This is a genomic window from Methylolobus aquaticus, from assembly GCF_054172105.1.
In genome coordinates this window covers 225,311-244,429 of record NZ_JBSYXP010000001.1, presented here as the reverse complement: position 1 = coordinate 244,429, position 19,119 = coordinate 225,311, and the positions used below count along the sequence as shown (strand labels likewise).

The following is a 19,119-nucleotide window of genomic DNA, read 5'->3' as shown; positions in this document are numbered from 1 at the left end:
ATTGGGACCTGTGAAGCCCGAAAACTAGACCGGCAGGGTCTGGCCGCGCGCCAGCTTCGGAAGCTTGCCCTCCAGCCCCATCGCGTAGCGCATGAAGTAAGTCTTCGCGGGTCCGAAGCGCTCCGCGAATCCAAGCCCCAGGTTTCGCACCACCTTCAGCGGTGCATTCTCATTGCCGAAGGCTCGGTAGAACAAATCCATTGCCGTCATCATCATCAAATTGCCGCTACGGCGCATGCGCTCGTACTCGCGCAGCACCTCCATCGACGCAATGTCGCGACGCTGGCTTGCCGCTCGGACCAGCACTTCGGCCAGCGCAGCGGCATCCAGCAAGCCGATGTTGACGCCCTGCCCCGCCAGCGGATGAATCATGTGCGCCGCATCGCCGATCAGCGCGATCCCCGGCTTGACATAGCTGAGTGCATGCTGGCGTCGCAGCGGAAAACTGCCTCGCGCGACGATGCTCCGGATTTCGCCGAGACAGTCAGGGAACGCGGCGTGTACGGCCGCGAGCAGTTCGGCATCGGGCAAGGCCTTGAGTCGCTTGACCTCGTCGGGCGTGTGGTACCAGACCAGCGAAGCGTAAGACCCGGTCAAAGGGAGGAAGGCGCGAGGCCCGGTCGGGGTGAAATGCTGCCAGGTGATGTCCTGCTGCCCGTAACCCGTCTCGACGGTGAGCACCAGCGCCTGCTGCTCGTAGTCCCAGTGGCTGACCCCCATCCCGGCAACCTGACGCACCCGTGAGAAACCGCCGTCGGCGGCAATCATCAAACGGGAGGATAGCGTCCGCCCGTCGTCGAGCGCCACGGTCGAACCATGCGGGTCGTAGTCGATTGCGCGGGTGCTCGCCGGGCAGAACAGTTCGACATTCGAGAAGGCCGGAATGCAGTCGAGCAAAGCGAGCTGGATTACCCGGTTTTCGACGATGTAGCCAAGCACGGATTCATTGATGTCCTCACTGCGAAACTCCACATCGCCCCGCTCTTCCCAGACCCGCATACGCCGAAAAGGACAGGCGCGGCGTTCGGTGATGCCACGCCAGGCACCGACCGTGCTGAAGATGCTGGCGGAGGCAATGCTGACGGCCGACACGCGCACGTCGCGCGGTTGCTCGGCCGAAAAAGCCGGCGGCCGCTCACCCTCGACCACGGCGACGCGCAACGAACTTCCGCCCAGCGCACAGGCCAGCGTCGCGCCGACCATACCGCCGCCGACGATCACCACATCATATTCTTGAGTCATCTTGTTCCCCATCGGCGGCGCTCCACACAGGAACGCGCTTCGCCCATCGCTTTCATTTTGTCGAATTCAAATTTTACCCCAGGAACACAGTCCCCGGCTTGAAAACGCGACAGCCAGCGCATATGCTTTCTAGCCATTTTTGTCTTTGGCGACAGCCTCATCCGCCGCCCTCCTGCAACGCCTGACGCGGTGGAACGCTGCCGGACTGCGGCAGCGGGTGAGGGCCACTCGGCAACAGCCGGGGGCTTGAGATGCATGCTGCAGCGGCCAACTCGAGGAAATCCATGAGTCATTTTGCGCTACCGACGAAGCAAGGGCTTTACGACCCCCGTCACGAACACGATGCCTGCGGTGTAGGATTCATCGCACACATCAAGGGGAAGAAGAGTCATCACATTATCCAGCAGGGCCTGGAGTTACTGCGCAATCTGACCCACCGGGGCGCGGTCGGTGCCGACCCGCTCGCCGGCGACGGCGCCGGTATTCTATTGCAGATCCCGGACGCTTTCCTCCGCGCCGAGTGTGCCAAGCTCAAGATCGAACTGCCGCCCGCAGGCCACTACGGCATCGGGATGGTGTGCCTGCCGCAGGATGCTGCCAACCGCAAGACCTGTGAGCAGATCACCGAGGAAATCATCCGGCGGGAAGGTCAGATCGTGCTCGGATGGCGTGACGTTCCAGTCGACAACAGTCCGCTGGGCAAGAGCGTGCTGCCGGTAGAACCCGTCAACCGCCAGGTCCTGATCGGTCGGGGCACGAACTGCGCCGACCAGAACGTTTTCGAGCGCAAGCTGTTCGTGATCCGGAAACAGATCGAGAACACCGTCCGGCAGTTGAACCTCAGCGACGGCTCAATGTTCTATTTCCCGTCGTTTTCATCCCGGACACTGGTCTACAAGGGCATGCTGCTGGCGGATCAGGTCGGCGTGTATTACCGGGATCTGCAAAATGAAACGATGGTCTCGGGCCTCGCGCTGGTGCACCAGCGCTTCTCGACGAATACCTTCCCGACCTGGGACCTCGCTCATCCCTTTCGGATGATCGCCCATAACGGCGAGATCAATACCATCCGAGGTAACATCAACTGGATGGCGGCGCGCCGTCAGTCGATGTCGTCGGAGTTGCTGGGCGAGGATCTGGAGAAAATCTGGCCGCTGATCGCCGAAGGCCAGTCCGACTCGGCCTGCTTCGACAACGCACTGGAACTGCTGGTCGCCGGGGGCTATAGCCTGGTGCATGCAATGATGCTGCTGATCCCCGAGGCCTGGGCGGGGAACCCGTTGATGGATCAGAAGCGACGCGCTTTCTACGAATACTACTCCGCGCTGATGGAGCCGTGGGATGGCCCCGCGGCAGTCGCCTTCACCGATGGCCGACAGATCGGTGCCACGCTGGATCGGAACGGACTGCGCCCGGCCCGTTACCTGATTACCGATGACGATTACGTGATCATGGCGTCGGAGATGGGGGTCCTAACGGTCCCCGAGCACAAGATCATCAAAAAGTGGCGTCTGCAGCCCGGCAAGATGTTCCTGATCGACACCGAGGAAGGCCGCATCATCGACGACGCGGAGATCAAGGCGTCGCTCGCCGAGCGCGCGCCCTATCAGCGCTGGCTCGATCAAACCCAGATCCATCTCGAGGACCTTCCGCCCGAGGTCGCAGCCATGCCTCCCGACCCGAAGACCCTGCTGGATCGCCAGCAAGCCTTCGGTTACACCCAAGAGGACATCAAGGTCTTTTTCCGGCCGATGGCACTCAGCGGGCAGGAACCCGTCGGGTCGATGGGCACCGACGCGACCCTGGCTGTGCTGTCGAACCGCCCGCGATTGCTCTACGACTACTTCAAGCAGGGTTTCGCGCAGGTCACCAACCCGGCCATCGACCCGATTCGTGAAGAACTGGTCATGTCACTGGTCTCGCATATCGGGCCGCGCCCGAATTTGCTGGCGCTGGGCGCCGGCGGCAACAACATGCGGCTCGAGGTGCACCAACCCATCCTCAGCAACCGCGACCTCGAGAAGGTGCGGCGCATCGAGGCGCGGACTGGCGGCGCGTTCAAGACCAAGACGCTCAGCATCTGTTTTCTCGCCGAAACGGGTGCCTCCGGCATGGAGCCGGCGCTGCGGGCCTTGTGCGAGAGCGCGCAGCGCGCGGTCGAGGACGGCAACAACATCCTGATCCTGTCGGATCGGCAGATGGATGCCGAGCATGTCGCAATTCCGGCACTACTCGCCACCTCCGCGGTCCATCATCACTTGATCCGCGCCGGGCTTCGTACCGTGGCCGGACTGGTCGTCGAAACCGGCGAGGCACGCGAGGTGCATCATTTCGCGTTATTGGCCGGCTACGGGGCCGAGGCCTTGAATCCTTATCTCGCATTCGACACGCTATCGGATCTGCGCCGTCAATTGCCCGAGTCCATGTCGGAAGAGGAGGTCCACAAGCGCTACACGAAAGCGATTGGCAAAGGTCTGTTGAAGATCATGTCGAAGATGGGTATCTCAACCTATCAGTCCTATTGCGGCGCGCAGATCTTCAACGCGATCGGCCTGAGCGATGGACTGCTGGCGGCGTATTTCACCGGCACCGACTGCACAACCGATGGTGCGGGTCTGATCGAGATCGCGGAAGAAACCGTGCGCCGACACCGCCTCGCCTTCAGCGATGCCCCGCTTTACCGCGGCGCGCTCGACGTCGGTGGAGAATTCGCCTATCGGGTGCGTGGCGAGGACCACGCCTGGACGCCCGACACGATCTCCAAACTGCAGCATGCGACGCGCAAGAATGACTGGAACCAGTACGTCGAGTACACGAAAAGCATCAACGAGCAGAACGAACGCCTGCTGACGCTGCGCGGCTTGCTCGATTTCAAGCTGGCGAAGGAGCCGATCCCGCTGGACGAAGTCGAATCGGCCAAAGATATCGTCAAGCGTTTCGCGACCGGTGCGATGTCGTTCGGGTCGATCTCTTATGAAGCGCATACGACCCTCGCCATCGCCATGAACCGGATCGGCGGCAAGTCGAACACCGGTGAAGGCGGCGAGCTGCCCGAGCGGTTCATACCGCTGCCGAACGGCGATTCCATGCGCTCGGCGATCAAGCAGGTGGCGTCGGGACGATTTGGCGTCACCGCCGAATATCTCGTGAACGCCGACGATATTCAAATCAAGGTCTCCCAGGGGGCAAAGCCTGGCGAAGGCGGGCAGTTGCCCGGTCACAAGGTCGACGCCGTCATTGCCAAGGTACGTCATTCGACGCCGGGCGTGGGCCTGATTTCGCCGCCACCCCATCACGACATCTATTCGATCGAGGATTTGGCGCAGCTGATCCACGACCTGAAGAACGTGAATCCGGCTGCTCGCATCAGCGTCAAACTGGTATCCGAAGTTGGTGTCGGTACGGTCGCCGCCGGTGTGGCCAAGGCCCATGCGGATCACGTCACCATCGCCGGCTACGACGGAGGCACCGGGGCCAGCCCGATCACCTCGATCAAACACGCCGGTCTGCCATGGGAAATCGGCTTGGCCGAAACACATCAGACGCTGGTACTGAATCGCCTCCGCGGGCGTATTTCGGTTCAGGCCGACGGTGGCATGCGGACCGGCCGCGACGTCGTGATTGCGGCACTGCTCGGTGCCGACGAGTTCGGTTTTGCGACGGCACCCCTGATCGTCACCGGCTGCATCATGATGCGCAAGTGCCATCTGAATACCTGCCCGGTTGGCGTCGCCACGCAGGATCCCGAACTGCGCAAACGGTTCTCCGGACAGCCGGAACATGTCGTCAACTTCTTCTTCTTCATTGCCGAGGAAGTGCGGCAGTGGATGGCCAAGCTCGGCTTCCGCCGCGTCGACGAGATGATCGGTCGTTCGGACCGCCTCGATATGCGGAAAGCGATCACGCAATGGAAGGCATCGAAGATCGACCTGTCGCGGATGCTCTACACTCCGCCGGCTGGGCCGGATGTCGCGATTTACAATTGCGAGCACCAGGACCACGGACTGGAACAGGCGCTGGATCACCAGTTGATTGCGCAGGCGAAGCCAGCCCTGGAGCAGCGTCAGGCCGTGCAGATCGGCACCGAGATCCGCAATTTCAACCGCACAGTGGGCGCCATGTTGTCCGGAGAGGTCGCGAAGCGCTACGGCCATGCCGGCCTGCCCGACGACACGATCTACATCAAGGCGAAAGGCATTGCAGGACAAAGTTTCGGCGCCTTCCTGGCGGCTGGCGTAACCATCGAACTCGAGGGCGAAGCCAACGACTACGTCGGCAAGGGCCTATCGGGCGGACGACTGGTCGTCTATCCGCCAAAGGAGTGCCCCATCGTTCCACACGAGAACATCATCGTGGGTAACACCGTGCTGTACGGCGCGATCAGCGGCGAATGCTACTTTCGCGGCGTTGCCGGAGAGCGCTTTGCGGTGCGCAATTCCGGGGCGATCGCCGTCGTGGAGGGCGTCGGCGACCATGGCTGCGAGTACATGACCGGTGGCGTGGTCATCGTCCTCGGCGAAACTGGGCGCAACTTCGCGGCCGGGATGTCCGGCGGCGTGGCCTACGTGCTGGATGGGAATGGCGACTTCGCCGCCCGTTGCAATCTGGCGATGGTGGAACTCGAGCCGATCCTGGCCGAGGATAGCGCCCTCGAGAAGGCCGAGCACCAGGGCGGCGATCTCGAAATGCACGGCCTGGTGGACCTGTTGCGCGACATGACCCGCAATGACTTGCAGCGCATTCGCACCCTGGTCGAGAAACATCTCCACTACACCGGTAGCCATCGGGCACGTGAGATTCTCGACAATTGGTCCGTCTACTCTGGCAAGTTCATCAAAGTCATGCCGGTGGATTATCGCCGTGCACTGGAAACCATGCAGGCGTCCAGCGCGCGCTCCGAAGCGCACCACTAGCCGCCGCCAAATCGCGCAGCGATGCCGACCCCTCGGGCGGGTGGAAACTCGCCCCTGCGGACCACCATGACAACAATGCCCGACCCCAGCGCCGGGCCAAGAGGTAAGCAAGCAGATGGGTAAGCCCACCGGTTTTATGGAGATCATGCGGCAGGACCGCCGCTACACGCTGGTCGCGGATCGCGTCAACAACTACCGCGAGTTCACGGTCCCACTGACCGACGAGGAGATCTCCCGCCAGGGCGCACGCTGCATGGACTGCGGCATCCCCTACTGTCACCAGGGCTGTCCCATCAACAACATCATTCCGGACTGGAACGATCTCGTTTACCAGGGCAATTGGCAGGAAGCCATCGAGGTATTGCACAGCACCAACAATTTCCCGGAATTCACCGGCCGGATCTGCCCCGCCCCGTGCGAAGCGTCCTGCACGCTGAACCTGACCGATGAGCCGGTCACGATCAAGACGATCGAATGTTCGATCATCGATAAGGCCTGGGAGAATGGCTGGGTGCAGCCACAAATCCCGCAGCACCGGAGCGGCAAGCGAGTGGCCGTGGTCGGCTCGGGCCCGTCCGGACTCGCCTGCGCGCAACAACTCGCGCGCGCCGGCCATAACGTCGTCGTGTTCGAGAAATCCGACCGGATCGGCGGCTTGTTGCGCTACGGCATCCCGGACTTCAAGATGGAAAAGCACCTGATCGATCGCCGCATCGCCCAGATGCAGGCCGAAGGCGTGATCTTCCGACCCAACACCACAGTCGGCCAAGACATCCCGGCCCAGAACATTGTCAATCACTTCGATGCAGTGGTCCTCGCTGGCGGGTCGGAGAAGCCACGCGACCTGCCCGTTCCCGGCCGTGAACTCGGGGGCGTGTTCTTTGCCATGCAGTTTCTGACACAGCAAAACCGCCGCGTCGCCGGCGACACCGTAGCGGACGACATCGGCATTCTCGCCACCGGCAAACATGTCGTCGTCATCGGCGGGGGCGATACCGGCTCCGACTGTATCGGCACCTCCATCCGCCACGGTGCGGCGAAGGTCACGCAGATCGAAATCCTGCCCAAGCCCCCGGAGAAGGAAGACAAGAGCGTCACCTGGCCCAACTGGCCGAACAAGCTACGGACCTCTTCCTCTCAGGAGGAAGGCTGCGAGCGCATGTGGTGCATTGCCACCAAGCGGTTCGAAGGCGAAGACGGCCGGCTGACCCACATGGTGTGCGCCAAGGTGGAATGGGTTCAGGACAACGGGCGTTGGGTCATGAACGAGATTCCAGGGAGCGAGTTCACCCTGAAGGCCGATCTCGTCCTGTTGGCCATGGGCTTTCTTCACCCCGTACATGAGGGCTTGCTTCAGGAACTGGCGGTCGCGACCGATGAGCGCGGAAACGTCAAAGCTGACACGCTCAGCTACCGCACGACGCTGGACAAAGTCTTCGTCGCCGGTGACATGCGGCGCGGGCAATCGCTGGTGGTATGGGCAATACGCGAGGGGCGTCAAGCCGCCCGGGCAGTCGACGAGTATCTGATGGGCCGTTCGGAACTGCCTCGTTGAACCGTTGCTGAACTGCTTCCGGAGGCAAAGCGGGTGCCCGATTGGCAGTGTCGGACCCGCCCCGCAGCCACATCTGAAGCAGACCTCACTTGAGTCACCGGCGTTCCGACGATGATGGCGGCGCGCCGGAGCCGCCCTCCCCGGGCGAAGCCGCTCCGCGATGAGCCGTAATCGGAAGCTGATGAATCCCGCGCGCAAGTACCTCCGCAGCCTTTCCCAACTGGCGGTCCCAAAGGCGTGACCCGCACACTGACACTGATCCGTGTATTCGGGGCGATGTTGCTGGTCTACAGCCTCGCCGACCTGCCGCCGATTCTCGTGTCGCTGGCCTATCGGGATGGCATGACCTCCCACTTCGTGCAGGACATGACGGTCACTGCAACCGCGGGGCTGATCTTCTACCTCATCGGACGGCCGTTCGAACGCGAACTCAAGGCCAAGGACGGCTTCCTGCTGGTCGTCATGGCGTGGACCGGAGTCGCGGCATTCTCCACTTACCCGTTGATGTCTGCCATCCCGGGACTTTCCTTTACGGACGCGTATTTCGAGGCGATGTCCGGCCTATCGACCACCGGCGCAACAGTGTTGACCGGCCTTGATCAATTGCCAGCCTCGGTTAACTTCTGGCGTCACGAGCTCAATTGGCTGGGCGGAATGGGCATCATCGTCCTTGCGGTTGCCATCCTGCCGGTCCTGGGCGTGGGTGGTCGCCAGATGTTCATGGCCGAGACGCCCGGACCAATGAAGGATAGCAAGCTGACACCGCGCATCACCGAGACCGCCAAGAATCTCTGGCTGATCTATGCAGGGATCACCTTGGCCTGTTTGCTCTCTCTGAAGCTGGCGGGAATGAACTGGCTGGATGCGGTCTGCCACGCCTTCTCGGTGATGGGACTCGGCGGCTTCTCGACTCACGATGCCGGCATCGGTTATTTCGATTCGCCAGCCATCGAGTTCGTTCTGATCTTCTTCATGCTGATCGCGGGCATGAACTTCGCCACCCACTTTCTGGCCTTCAATGCCCGCAACCTGAATCCCTACCGCCATGACATCGAAGTCACACCGTTCCTGGTCCTGGTCTTGGGCAGTTGCGCCGGCATCGCGATCTACCTGTGGCAGCAAGGGACCTATGCCAGCGTCTGGACCGCGCTGAGGTACGCCAGCTTCAACCTTGTGTCCATGGCGACGGATTGCGGCCTAGTGAGTACCGACTTCAACCAGTGGCCCATCTTCGCGCCGCTCTGGATGCTGTTCCTGAGTTGCATCAGCGTCAGCACCGGCTCCACCGGAGGCGGAATCAAGATGATGCGGACTTTGATTCTGCTGAAGCAGAGCCAGTTGCAGATGTTCCTGCTGACGCACCCGTCCTCGGTAAATCCGTTGAAGCTGGGGCACATGGTGATTTCCGAGAACATCATACTGTCCGTTCTCGGCTTCATTTTCGTCTATTTCATGAGCATCGTGATCTTGACGCTGCTCCTGATCGTCAGCGGCCTGGACCTGGAGTCGGCCTTTTCCGCCATCCTGGCCTGCATCAACAACGCAGGTCCTGGGCTCAACAAGGTTGGCCCTGCGACGAACTATGCGATCCTCACGGACTTCCAGACCTGGATCTGTGCCCTCAGCATGTTCCTCGGACGCATCGAGGTGTTCACCGCCCTCATTATCTTCACGCCGACTTTCTGGCGAAAGTGACGTCGTAGCGAGGACTGTGCCGCCCTGGCGCAGCGTCTCCTTGACCGGAGGACACCGCACCGGGGGGGGTAAAAGGGTCTGTCGGATTTACCGCTTCAGACCCGCAGCGATCTGCTCGTGGATGTGAGCCAGATACACGTGACGATCGGCAGCTTCCTGATAGCTACGGGAGGCCGCATCAGCATGTTCGATCAAGTCGAGCAGGTTCGGATCACGGCCGTAGACGTCGTGCTTGTGCTCCTTATAGGCCAGCGCCTGGTTGCGCAGTTGCTGCGCCTTCGCGCTCTCGGCCTTGGCCTCGTCCGAGTACATCGCGGCAATCTTCAGGTGATCAGCCTTGGTCTTGGCCGTCGCGATCAACACGTCGATCTGCACATCCTCTGCACTCTCCCGACGGACAGGTTCTGCGTCGGCCGCAAACAGGACATTACCAGCGCCAAGCGACGCCAGGGCCAGCGCTACGATGGACCATTTTTTCATTAGTGCTCCTCAAAAATGTGATCGGTACCGAAAACCGCAGGACACGCCACGTAGCTGGAACAACCCGCACTACCCGTTGCGATGTCAACCCGCATTGTTGCAGCACTTACCCTCTTTTTCCATAGAGGTTACAGCCTTATTAACGATTGGAAACAGTATTTGAAACGCCTTGCGGCGGACCGGGAAGCCTACCGGACAAACATCTGGCCCGCGGCCTGGGCGAGTTAACAACCCGCGAGAGCCGCGGTTCCGCTCGAAGGAGAACCCATGATCGCGAACCGTATCACCGGTCCTTCAACCGCACCGCCAATACATCGCAGCGGGCGTGGTGAATAACGCTCGTCGCAGTGGATCCCAGGAGGAGTTTAACCCCATGCCGGCCGTGCGAGCCGACGACGATGAGATCGATACCGCGCTCCTGTGCGATTCGGACGATCTCCGTCTTCGGGCTCCCCAGCTCGATCAGCCGACGGTCTTCCGGCACGCCGAAAGCCTGTCCGGCCTGATCCATGCGCGAGCGGGCCGCCTCCAACATCTGGTCCGTCAAATCGATTTCGAACGGCATGACGGGACCATAAGTTGAATCAACGACGGGGAGGCTCTCGACCACGTGCACCAACGTTAGATCGGCCCCATAGCGATCGGCCAGATCTTTTCCATGCTCACACACAAACGTCGCCGACTCGGAGAAGTCGAGGGCAACAAGAACGTGACGGTAGGCCTGCATGATACGTCTCCTGTTTTTGGCGAACTACGCACCGACCACTCTGCCCCGATGATACACCCTGTCGCCTGAAGTCGACGGACGTTCAGGCCGGCAGACCGAACAGCATCGTCATGATCGTATAGGTCACGCCAACATAGGTGAGGGCAAGTATCACGCCGAAGGCGAGCGGCTGCGACACCGCCAAACGCAGCACCTGTGCAATCACGGCGAGGTGCCACACGGTCAGCGCCACCAGACCGAACTGTAATCCGGGAGCGTCCGGCCGCGACAGCCACCATGACAGCAACAGTGCGCCCGGCAGACTGATCAGTGCATCCGTCGCCAGCAGAGCTGTGACCGTCTGCAACAGCCGCGGCAGCCGGTTTGTGACCCTTAACAGCACCCAACAGAACATGAGCAGCAACAGCGACTCGGTGACTGCTTGACCTACGGCTTCCAGCCAGTCGTTCTGTAGACTCAACAGCGCGATCCCGACCATCCAGTAGGCAACCAGCGCGAGCCCGAACAGCAGCCGGGAAGCCGGCACATCCTGTGGCCCTTTCTTGAACAGACAGATATCCACGAACAGCACGATCAGTTCCATCATCTGTCTCCGATGGGCTCGGGTAGCGCCTCCTCCAGCTCGGCCAGTTCCAGAGCCTCGCTGTGCGACAGCCATTCCGTCTCCGCCGCCACCAGCGAGCGAGCGATACGGTCACGCTCGCTCGACAGTGCACCGAGCCGGGCTGCCCCGGCCGGGTCCTGATACAAGCCGGGATCCGCCAGACCCTGTTCGATTTCCAGCATGCGAGCATGCAGGCTTTCGATCTCCAGTTCAGCCTTTCGGACCGCGTTCTGCAGCGGCCTCAAGCGGGTCCGGCGCTCAGCCGCGGTACGACGGTGGTGGCGCGCTGAACCTACGGCATTCGTCTCGCCGCCCGCACCCACGCCGCCGCCCGGCCGTTCCCGGGACCGTTGCCGGTAATCGTCCAGGTCGCCCGGAAAAGGTGTCACACACTGATCCTCGACCAGCAGGAGTTCATCCGATACCGCCCGCAACAGGTAACGATCATGGGAAACCAGCAACAGTGCGCCGGTGTAGTCCTGCAACGCACGCGCGAGCGCGAAACGCATGTCGAGATCGAGATGGTTGGTCGGTTCGTCGAGCAACAGCAGGTTGGGTCTCTGGTAGATCAGCATCGCAAGAACCAAGCGCGCCTTTTCCCCACCCGAAAAGGAATCTATCGGCTCGAAGACGCGGTCGCCCGAAAAACCGAAGCCCCCAAGAAAGGATCGGAGGTCGCGCTCTGTCGCACCGGGATCCAGCGCCGAGATGTGCGCGATCGCCGAGTCGCCAGCATGCAGTTGTTCCAGCGCATGTTGGGCAAAGTATCCGATCGACAGATCGGGTGCGGGTCGCCAGTGCCCCGTGTCCGGCGCATACTGACCCGAGAGCAGCTTCATCAGGGTCGACTTACCGGCTCCATTGCGCCCTACAAGGGCGAATCGATCGCCTGGCATCAGGCTCAGATTCACTTGATCGAGGATCACCTGATGACCAAGTACGACGCGCGCCTCTTCGACCTGCAATAGTGGCGCAGGCAGCTTGGCCGGGCTCGCGAAGCGGAAGTCGAGCGGCGAATCCACATGTGCCTGGGCAATCACCGTCATCCTGGCCAGCGTCTTCATCCGACTCTGTGCCTGTTTGGCCTTGGTTGCCTTCGCCTTGAAACGGTCGATGAACGACTGGACGCGGGCGATTTCGCGCTGCTGCTTCGCTGCTTCGGCGTTACGCTGAGCGAGCATCTCGGCGCGCTTCGCCTCGAAGTCTGAATAGTTGCCCGTATACAGCGTGACAGCCGAATTCTCGATGTGGAGGACGCGATCCACGACGGCGTCCAGAAAGTCGCGGTCGTGCGAAATCAGCAACAAGGTGCCTTCGTAACCCGCAAGCCACTCCTGCAGCCAAATGACGGCGTCGAGGTCGAGGTGATTCGTCGGCTCATCGAGCAGCAGCAGGTCGGAGCGGCACATAAGGGCGCGCGCAAGATTCAGGCGCATCCGCCAGCCGCCCGAGAATTCATTCAGCGGCCGCTCTGCATCCCCTGCAACGAACCCCAGGCCACTCATCAAGCGCGCCGCGCGCGCGCGCGTCGCATAGCCTCCTATCGCTTCGAACCGAGCCTGCGCCTCGTCCAAACGTCGACCGCCGGCGGCGAACCCCCGATGCAAGACTTGTTCAAGTTGACGAAACTCGGCATCGCCGTCCATCACGTAGTCGATGGCCGCCCTTCCGCCCGCAGGGGTCTCCTGGGCGACATGGGCAACGACAGCATTCGGGATCAGGGAGAACTCGCCTGAGTCCGTTTCCAGTTCGCCAAGAATCAGCCGCAACAGGCTTGACTTGCCGACGCCGTTGGCACCGATCAGGCCGATCTTGAAACCCCGGTGGACGGTGAAGCAGGCATCCGAAAACAACAACCTGCCGCCGCAACGGAGAGCCACGGCGTCGAAGCTCAGCATAAACGAGCGCGAAATGGTAGCGTTAAGTCCAGCTGCCGCCCGACGTCAAGCCGAAACGGAATCGGCCTGTGAGATGCGCTCGTCTGCTGCCTTGATGAACTCATGCAGGTTACCCTTGGAAATCGTCGCCCTGGGAACGATCAGGGCGGCGCGAGGGCCGACGAAGACGAAGGCGTACTTTTTCGTTACCTCGATGCGCAGGACATCCTGCCACGGAGTGAAGGACTCACCGGTTGCATTGACCTCGACGAGATTCGCGGGGTCGACCCGCAGCGAAAACTTGCCCAGTATCGAGGCTCTGTCATCGGAGGAGTAGAGGCCGCGTATCTGCCGACGCAGGCTCCACTTCATGTAGGCAGGCACTCCGAAGCCCCAGGCCAGCGCGATGACGGCCACGTAGATCGCAGAGAGCGAATCCTTGTAGTAGAACCACAGGAGCAGCGATACCAGAACCATGAAACCCGGGACTTGGGCCTGGTGTCTTCGGAATTGCTTGCGCAAATCGTCGGATTGCTGGGCGAGATGCTCATTGAAGGCGATCAGGTCGCGTTCCCGGACCTCATAGGAAATTTCTGTCATGACGTTAGCAAGATTTAGTAAGCGGATCCGGCGCGGTGCGAAGCGCAACCAGCAAAGCGCATCGTTCGCGAAATGGCGTAGTATACGCAATATTGCGGGAGGCTAGTCTGTAGGCTGCCGCCACCCCGCCCGCTCACGACTGACGGCAGGAGAATAACGATGAAAGGCGATTCCGGGATACTGCACAAGCTCAATGCGCTACTCACCGGCGAGCTGACGGCTGCGGACCAGTATCGCGCCCACTCCAGGATGTACCGGGACTGGGGCTACACGAAGCTATTCGAACGCATCGACCACGAGATGCAGGAAGAACTGGCCCATGCCGATGCCTTGATCGAACGGATCCTGTTCCTGGAGGGCGTTCCAGACCTCGGATCGCGATTGCCCCTCAATATTGGCCAGACCGTACCGGATATGTTTCGGAACGATCTGCAGGTCGAATACCGCGTCGTTCACGAACTGCGTGAAGTGATCAAGGCCTGCGAGAGCGCTGGTGACTACCGGACCCGCGAGGTCCTTTTGGGACTGTTGCGCGATACCGAAGAGGATCACACCCATTGGCTCGAAACCCAACTGGGGCTGATCGACCAGATCGGTTTACGGAACTACCTGCAGTCCCAGTGCTGACTTGGGAACCGCGCAGAGCCGGCCGCAGCAAAACTACGACTGCCTATTGATAATTATTCTCACCCACCATAAGATACGGGCGGAATCAACAAAGCGTCCCGTGTCATGTACGTTTGCATCTGCAAGAAGGTTACTGATAGCCAGATCCGCCGAGCGGTTGCCGAAGGCGGCGTGTACAACATGCGCACCCTGCGCCGAGAGGTCGGCGGTTGCGACCAGTGCGGTAAGTGCGCCGCCGAGGCCAAGCGTATCCTGCGCTCTAGTCTGGAAGAGAACGCAAGCTTCGAAAACTGCGCGACCGCGTCGTCCTGAAGCCTTCCGAAGGCCCTCGGGGTAATGGCCCTCACGCCGCACCCCTGACGAGTGACGGTCGGATCCCCCTCCGCGATCCTCCTGCCTTACTCACCAAGGCCGACATCTACGCTCAGTTAGACGTGGAGTGACGAGGCGAGGGCCCGGAAGCTGTTCGCATTTCTTTCGACCACAAGTCTTTTGTAAGTCATCAAGAAAAAGAGGGCCCGTGGGCCCTCTGTAAATGCGACATCCCTGTCGTTCTCGCCAATCGACCGATAATCAATCCGCGTGCGCCAAGGCACGCCAGGATCAGAACGTCACAACGACGTCCGTGGAGAACAGGAGCTGATCTTTGCGGTTGCCCTGGTAGCCAACGTCGGCGCCGCCATTGTTGAAGGCGTTGACGCTATCCGACCAGTCGTAGCGGATGTTCGGCCGCACCATGACCCACTGCAGCGGCTTCCAGTTCAAGCCGAGCGTCACTTCGTAATAGCTTGCTGGCTTGTTGAATCCAAAGGCGTTTGGCTGGATCTGGCCGAGCGTACGACCGGGTGAGAACACGCGGGTTCCGTCGTCATCGCGGAACCACTCACCACGGATACCCACGCCCAAGGTGTCGGTCATGTCGTAGAACAGATACGAGTTGATGCCATACCAAGTGGCGTTCTGGACCTTGCCGGATGCGTCGATCGCCGCCTGATCGGCAAAGCCATGGTCATGCTGGAGGACAAAGTGCAGGTCCTCGGTGATATCCTGCTGCGCGACGAGGCTGTAAATACTGACGTTGTTCGGGTTCTTGCCGTTGGCGTCGCCAGCCGTACCGGTGGCGGCCAGGGTCGTGCCCCAATCGGTGTTTTTGTAGGTCAAGCCGCCAAGGAAGGCCCAGTTGTTCATCCCCTGATCAAAGCCGCCGTCCCAGCCACCGAACTGGCTGCCGGTCACGCCGCCGCCGGTGAAGGAAAACTGGTCGTCGATGTTGTAGCTGAACAGCACGCCGGTATGCGTGAACGGTTCGCCGTACTGCATGGTGTACGCATGCGAGTAGAAGAAGTTATCCGGCGCGGTCACGACTTCGTAACCGATGATCGTATAGAAGTGACCGATCTTGGCCGTGATGCCGTTGCCGAACGGGGCGTAGACTTCCAAATAGGCCTGAGGAATCGCCGTGCCGAGGAAGCGCTCGTTCCATAGGTTCAAGTCCCAGTGTCCCTGCGGCGCGCCGTAGGCCTGCGTGAAAATGGCATCGGTACCGAACATGAAGTCGCCGCGGAAACCCACATCCCAGTCGTCGCCCTCGCCGGCGACCTCACGCTGGATATAGAAGTAGGTCTGGTTCAGCTGCAATTCACCGGTCCGGTCGCCAAAAGTCACCGGGCCGTTGAAACCGCCGGGGGAGTTGTTGAAATTCGTGCTGACACCCACGTTGATCCAGGCGCCGATCTTCAACCCCAGATTCTTCATGAAGTCGCTCTCGTTCGGATCCCCGAACGCCCAGTCGGCGAATCCGGTCGTCTCGCCGATATCTTTCGCCAGCCCGGGGACCGCGATCGCGGCGGACAGCAGCCCGCAGATGATTGGGGCCAAGCCTGAGACAGCGTTTCTGTTTTTTGTCATCGAAAACTCCTTACTTTCCACGCTGTTGTATGTTGCACGCCCTATGCCAAAAGCCAGTCGACTGTTTTGTATAGCGATCCATGACAAGCAGAAGACAGAGACGCACCATTCTAGGGCGGTTTGTCCTATTTTCGCACCAGTACAACAACTTTTGCAAAAATGCACCGCGGGAGTAAGGGCTATCGGTCTGGAACATGCTCACCGAAGGCTCGCACGGTTGGTCGAAGCTTGGAACACATCCCCTGGATGCGACACACCAAGCGAGACGCCCAGCGTATTTCAGGCCAGCGTGACCACTCGTGGGAGTCGGCAGGAGCCGCTAGCGACACAAACTGGGCGATGCACGGCACAGCGCCTGCGAGACCTGCGCACCGCGCGACGCAGACGGGAGGTAAAAGTCAGGCGGAACCGCACCGATTCAGGGCGTCGACGCAGGCGTCGAGATCGACATGGCACCGGTGCACCCATTCTTCGCCCCAATAGAAGTTGCAACTCGTCTCGGCGCGCAGCAGGCGCCACCAGGCTTCGTCGAGGGCGCTTCGATCAAGCTCCGCTGCTGGTGTCTCGTTGTTCGCAGCGCGTTCCAAGGCTGTGTTTACGAGCAGGCTTACCGCGTTGACACGCGTGAGAGCGTCACGCTGCGATTGGGAACCGGTCCACTGCGTGAAGTCCCGACCGTGGTGCCAACCGGTATTCCAGGCTCCCGTCTTCACGTGCACTTCGCCATGCGCACCAAAACGGTTCAGATAGTCCGTGATGAAGGTCGGGCGGATCAGCCCGACGGACTTTGTGTGTTCGAGCAACTCGGCGTAAAAGGCACCCCAGAAGTTGGCGGCCATGTTCGTGTTGCGAAACCAGCCACCGTTTTCGCCATCCGTGCAGGTCGTGACCAGCGGCGGGAAGTCGCACCAACGGGTGCGCTCTTCCACTTCCCGCAGAAACCACGAGTACTCCATGCCCGACTCCTGGGCATCGGACAGTTCCCGATCGCGCACGATGACCACGATCGAATCGTCGCCATGGGTCGCGATATGGGGTCGATAGCGCACCTCCTCCCAACGCATGTCCGTCAGCGGTTCGACATGCTCGCTGTCGACGATCACATAGCGGTAGCCATACCGTTTGAGGAGCGGAATCAGCTCCATCGAGAACGCCATCTCAGGCGGCCAAAAGCCATCGAAGCGCTCCCGCCAGAACAGGTGGCGGGCCGTTGCAAGCCAACGTGACAAATGTTCGCCCCGGTCCTGCTCCGGGATCAGCGGCAACACCGGGTGGTAGTATCCGGTCCCAAGAATTTCGAACAGTTCGCGATTTTGTAGGTGCCAAAGAACCGAACCGCAATCGACGATGCCGTAGGTCCGGGACTGGAAATCCGGTTTTGCAAGGTCTTCGAGCAGGGTACCCGAGAGCGACAGATGAACGCGCGCGAGCCCTTCGTAGTCCCACAGGGCGCGTGCCATCCGATCGTAGGCGAACAAGATTTCCTTGGCCTCCCAGGGCGCCTCGGACAATAAGTAGTCGAGATTACCGGGGGGTTGATGGAGATTCAGAACGAGTGCGTGGTGTATCGTCGACATGGCGGCAATGACGGCTGGTAAAGCGAACGCAACGATCGAACCGCACCGGCAGAGCGCAACCGGTCCGGGGTTTCGGTCCGGGGGCCACACGCCTTGGAGTGCCGCCCCCTCCCCGAGGGTTAATGTCGGGGTTTGAACAAATCGTAATAATTTGCGGCCGACTCCTCGGCAACCCGGGCCACGGTCACTCCCTGAAGTCCGGCAATGAAATCGGCCACATGGGCGACATAAGCGGGGTAGTTCGGCTTGCCACGCATCGGGACCGGAGCGAGGTAGGGCGCATCCGTCTCGATCAGATAGCGATCGCGCGGCACGCGTCGCGCCACCTCCTGCAGTACCCGGGCATTCTTGAACGTTACGATGCCTGAAAACGAGATCAGGAAGTTCTGATCCAGTGCCTGACGGGCTTCAGCCCAATCGCCGGTGAAGCAATGGAAAACACCGCCGACCGAGCCGGCGTTCTCTTCGCGCAGAATCCTCAGGGTATCTTCGGCCGCGTCACGGCAATGCACGATCAGCGGCTTCTGGAGCGCCTGCGCCGCCCGAATGTGGGCGCGGAAGCGCTCCTGCTGAACGGCCGCCGGGCAGTCCTGCCAATGGTAGTCGAGCCCAGTCTCGCCGATGGCGACAACCCGCGGATCGGCGCCGAGCGCCAGGAGTTCCGCCTCAGTGGCGGCAGCCGTCTCGCCTTCGTTAGGATGGACGCCGACCGACACATCGATCTGCATCCAAGCGTCGATGAGTTGACGCATCGGCACGTAGTCGGCGAGATTGATCGAGACGCACAGCATACGGCCGAGACCGGCCGCGTGAGCGTGCTCGATGACACCCGAAAAGTCTCCGCTGTAGGGCGTCAGGTCCAAACGATCGAGATGGCAATGGGAGTCAACGAACATCGGCGGTGCTCATACAGCGTTGGCAGTGCGGGGCTTCGATGCCCCGCCGCACTACATCGTAAAGGTCGGACGGTCAGCCTCGACGATACCGGCCAGGTAATTCTCGATGCGGCTGCGGGTCGCGCCACCGTCGTTTTCGCCGAATTGTACTCCGACACCGGGCGTGCGATAGCCTTCGGCCGCTTTCGGCGTGACCCAAACGACCTTCCCGGCCACCGTAACGCGTTCGCTCTCGTCCATCAGCGAGAGGATCAGAATCACCTCGTCGCCGACTTGATAACTCCGGTGGGTTGCCACGAACAAGCCACCATTCCGCACGTACGGCATGTAGGCCGCGTAAAGCGCACTCTTGTCGCGGATCGTGACCGACAGAATACCGACGCGGGCGTTGTCGTTCTCGTCGCTCATCGAACGCAGC

General features: G+C 61.0%; 15 protein-coding genes. 5 read left to right on the top strand and 10 right to left on the bottom strand.

Annotation, left to right across the window (positions count from 1 at the left end; genetic code table 11):
• Positions 1-24: 24 nt before the first annotated feature.
• Positions 25-1,242: an FAD-dependent monooxygenase gene (locus tag ACW73L_RS01100; protein WP_498919471.1), complete on the bottom strand. Its 1,218-nt coding sequence runs from the start codon at positions 1,240-1,242 to the stop codon at positions 25-27.
• A gap of 284 nt (positions 1,243-1,526) precedes the next feature.
• Here ACW73L_RS01100 and gltB point away from each other — a divergent pair, with 284 nt between their 5' ends.
• The 3 genes from gltB (at position 1,527) to ACW73L_RS01085 (ending at position 9,405) form a co-directional block, all read left to right on the top strand.
• Positions 1,527-6,155: a glutamate synthase large subunit gene (gltB, locus tag ACW73L_RS01095; RefSeq protein WP_498919469.1), complete on the top strand. Its 4,629-nt coding sequence runs from the start codon at positions 1,527-1,529 to the stop codon at positions 6,153-6,155.
• 115 nt (positions 6,156-6,270) lie between these two features.
• Positions 6,271-7,710 (top strand): glutamate synthase subunit beta, encoded by a 1,440-nt coding sequence (locus tag ACW73L_RS01090; RefSeq protein ID WP_498919468.1) that lies wholly within the window; start codon positions 6,271-6,273, stop codon positions 7,708-7,710.
• Between the two features lie 237 nt (positions 7,711-7,947).
• Positions 7,948-9,405, top strand: coding sequence for a TrkH family potassium uptake protein (locus tag ACW73L_RS01085; protein ID WP_498919466.1), 1,458 nt, complete (start codon positions 7,948-7,950; stop codon positions 9,403-9,405).
• A gap of 87 nt (positions 9,406-9,492) precedes the next feature.
• On the opposite strand, the gene ACW73L_RS01080 is transcribed toward ACW73L_RS01085, so the two are convergent.
• The 5 genes from ACW73L_RS01080 to ACW73L_RS01060 form a co-directional block, all read right to left on the bottom strand.
• Positions 9,493-9,885 (bottom strand): hypothetical protein, encoded by a 393-nt coding sequence (locus tag ACW73L_RS01080; RefSeq protein ID WP_139555762.1) that lies wholly within the window; start codon positions 9,883-9,885, stop codon positions 9,493-9,495.
• Positions 9,886-10,168: 283 nt separating this feature from the next.
• Positions 10,169-10,612, bottom strand: coding sequence for a universal stress protein (locus tag ACW73L_RS01075; protein ID WP_498919464.1), 444 nt, complete (start codon positions 10,610-10,612; stop codon positions 10,169-10,171).
• 82 nt (positions 10,613-10,694) lie between these two features.
• Complete coding sequence (locus tag ACW73L_RS01070) at positions 10,695-11,195, bottom strand: hypothetical protein (RefSeq protein WP_498919463.1); 501 nt, start codon at positions 11,193-11,195, stop codon at positions 10,695-10,697.
• On the bottom strand, positions 11,195-13,114 hold the full coding sequence (locus ACW73L_RS01065; protein ID WP_498919462.1) for an ABC-F family ATP-binding cassette domain-containing protein: 1,920 nt from the start codon (positions 13,112-13,114) through the stop codon (positions 11,195-11,197). Before ACW73L_RS01065 ends, ACW73L_RS01070 begins: the two co-directional genes overlap by 1 nt.
• A gap of 45 nt (positions 13,115-13,159) precedes the next feature.
• Positions 13,160-13,693, bottom strand: a complete 534-nt coding sequence (locus ACW73L_RS01060; protein ID WP_498919461.1) for a YcxB family protein — start codon at positions 13,691-13,693, stop codon at positions 13,160-13,162.
• A gap of 159 nt (positions 13,694-13,852) precedes the next feature.
• Between ACW73L_RS01060 and bfr the strand changes: the two genes are divergently transcribed.
• Both bfr and ACW73L_RS01050 read left to right on the top strand, forming a co-directional pair.
• Positions 13,853-14,320 carry a bacterioferritin gene (bfr, locus tag ACW73L_RS01055; RefSeq protein ID WP_498919460.1) on the top strand — a complete coding sequence of 156 codons (468 nt, stop codon included), beginning with the start codon at positions 13,853-13,855 and terminating at the stop codon, positions 14,318-14,320.
• Between the two features lie 105 nt (positions 14,321-14,425).
• On the top strand, positions 14,426-14,632 hold the full coding sequence (locus ACW73L_RS01050) for a (2Fe-2S)-binding protein (RefSeq protein ID WP_498919459.1): 207 nt from the start codon (positions 14,426-14,428) through the stop codon (positions 14,630-14,632).
• Between the two features lie 291 nt (positions 14,633-14,923).
• Here ACW73L_RS01050 and ACW73L_RS01045 read toward each other — a convergent pair whose 3' ends face one another.
• The 4 genes from ACW73L_RS01045 to ACW73L_RS01030 form a co-directional block, all read right to left on the bottom strand.
• Positions 14,924-16,393 (bottom strand): porin, encoded by a 1,470-nt coding sequence (locus ACW73L_RS01045; protein ID WP_498919457.1) that lies wholly within the window; start codon positions 16,391-16,393, stop codon positions 14,924-14,926.
• 233 nt (positions 16,394-16,626) lie between these two features.
• Positions 16,627-17,805 carry a polysaccharide deacetylase family protein gene (locus ACW73L_RS01040; protein WP_498919456.1) on the bottom strand — a complete coding sequence of 393 codons (1,179 nt, stop codon included), beginning with the start codon at positions 17,803-17,805 and terminating at the stop codon, positions 16,627-16,629.
• Between the two features lie 119 nt (positions 17,806-17,924).
• Entirely contained in the window at positions 17,925-18,701 is a 777-nt protein-coding gene (locus tag ACW73L_RS01035; protein WP_498919455.1) for a TatD family hydrolase, read from the bottom strand.
• A 51-nt stretch (positions 18,702-18,752) separates the two neighbouring features.
• On the bottom strand, positions 18,753-19,109 hold the full coding sequence (locus tag ACW73L_RS01030) for a PilZ domain-containing protein (RefSeq protein ID WP_498919453.1): 357 nt from the start codon (positions 19,107-19,109) through the stop codon (positions 18,753-18,755).
• Positions 19,110-19,119: the final 10 nt, after the last annotated feature.

Excerpts from the sequence above, each read along its gene's own strand:
- ACW73L_RS01050 (WP_498919459.1), top strand. The coding sequence starts at position 14,426 with ATGTACGTTTGCATCTGCAAGAAGGTTACTGATAGCCAGATCCGCCGA.
- ACW73L_RS01060 (WP_498919461.1), bottom strand. The coding sequence starts at position 13,693 with ATGACAGAAATTTCCTATGAGGTCCGGGAACGCGACCTGATCGCCTTC.
- ACW73L_RS01070 (WP_498919463.1), bottom strand. The coding sequence starts at position 11,195 with ATGGAACTGATCGTGCTGTTCGTGGATATCTGTCTGTTCAAGAAAGGG.
- ACW73L_RS01090 (WP_498919468.1), top strand. The coding sequence starts at position 6,271 with ATGGGTAAGCCCACCGGTTTTATGGAGATCATGCGGCAGGACCGCCGC.
- ACW73L_RS01100 (WP_498919471.1), bottom strand. The coding sequence starts at position 1,242 with ATGACTCAAGAATATGATGTGGTGATCGTCGGCGGCGGTATGGTCGGC.
- ACW73L_RS01065 (WP_498919462.1), bottom strand. The coding sequence starts at position 13,114 with ATGCTGAGCTTCGACGCCGTGGCTCTCCGTTGCGGCGGCAGGTTGTTG.
- ACW73L_RS01040 (WP_498919456.1), bottom strand. The coding sequence starts at position 17,805 with ATGTCGACGATACACCACGCACTCGTTCTGAATCTCCATCAACCCCCC.
- ACW73L_RS01080 (WP_139555762.1), bottom strand. The coding sequence starts at position 9,885 with ATGAAAAAATGGTCCATCGTAGCGCTGGCCCTGGCGTCGCTTGGCGCT.
- ACW73L_RS01030 (WP_498919453.1), bottom strand. The coding sequence starts at position 19,109 with ATGAGCGACGAGAACGACAACGCCCGCGTCGGTATTCTGTCGGTCACG.
- ACW73L_RS01035 (WP_498919455.1), bottom strand. The coding sequence starts at position 18,701 with ATGTTCGTTGACTCCCATTGCCATCTCGATCGTTTGGACCTGACGCCC.
- bfr (WP_498919460.1), top strand. The coding sequence starts at position 13,853 with ATGAAAGGCGATTCCGGGATACTGCACAAGCTCAATGCGCTACTCACC.
- ACW73L_RS01075 (WP_498919464.1), bottom strand. The coding sequence starts at position 10,612 with ATGCAGGCCTACCGTCACGTTCTTGTTGCCCTCGACTTCTCCGAGTCG.
- gltB (WP_498919469.1), top strand. The coding sequence starts at position 1,527 with ATGAGTCATTTTGCGCTACCGACGAAGCAAGGGCTTTACGACCCCCGT.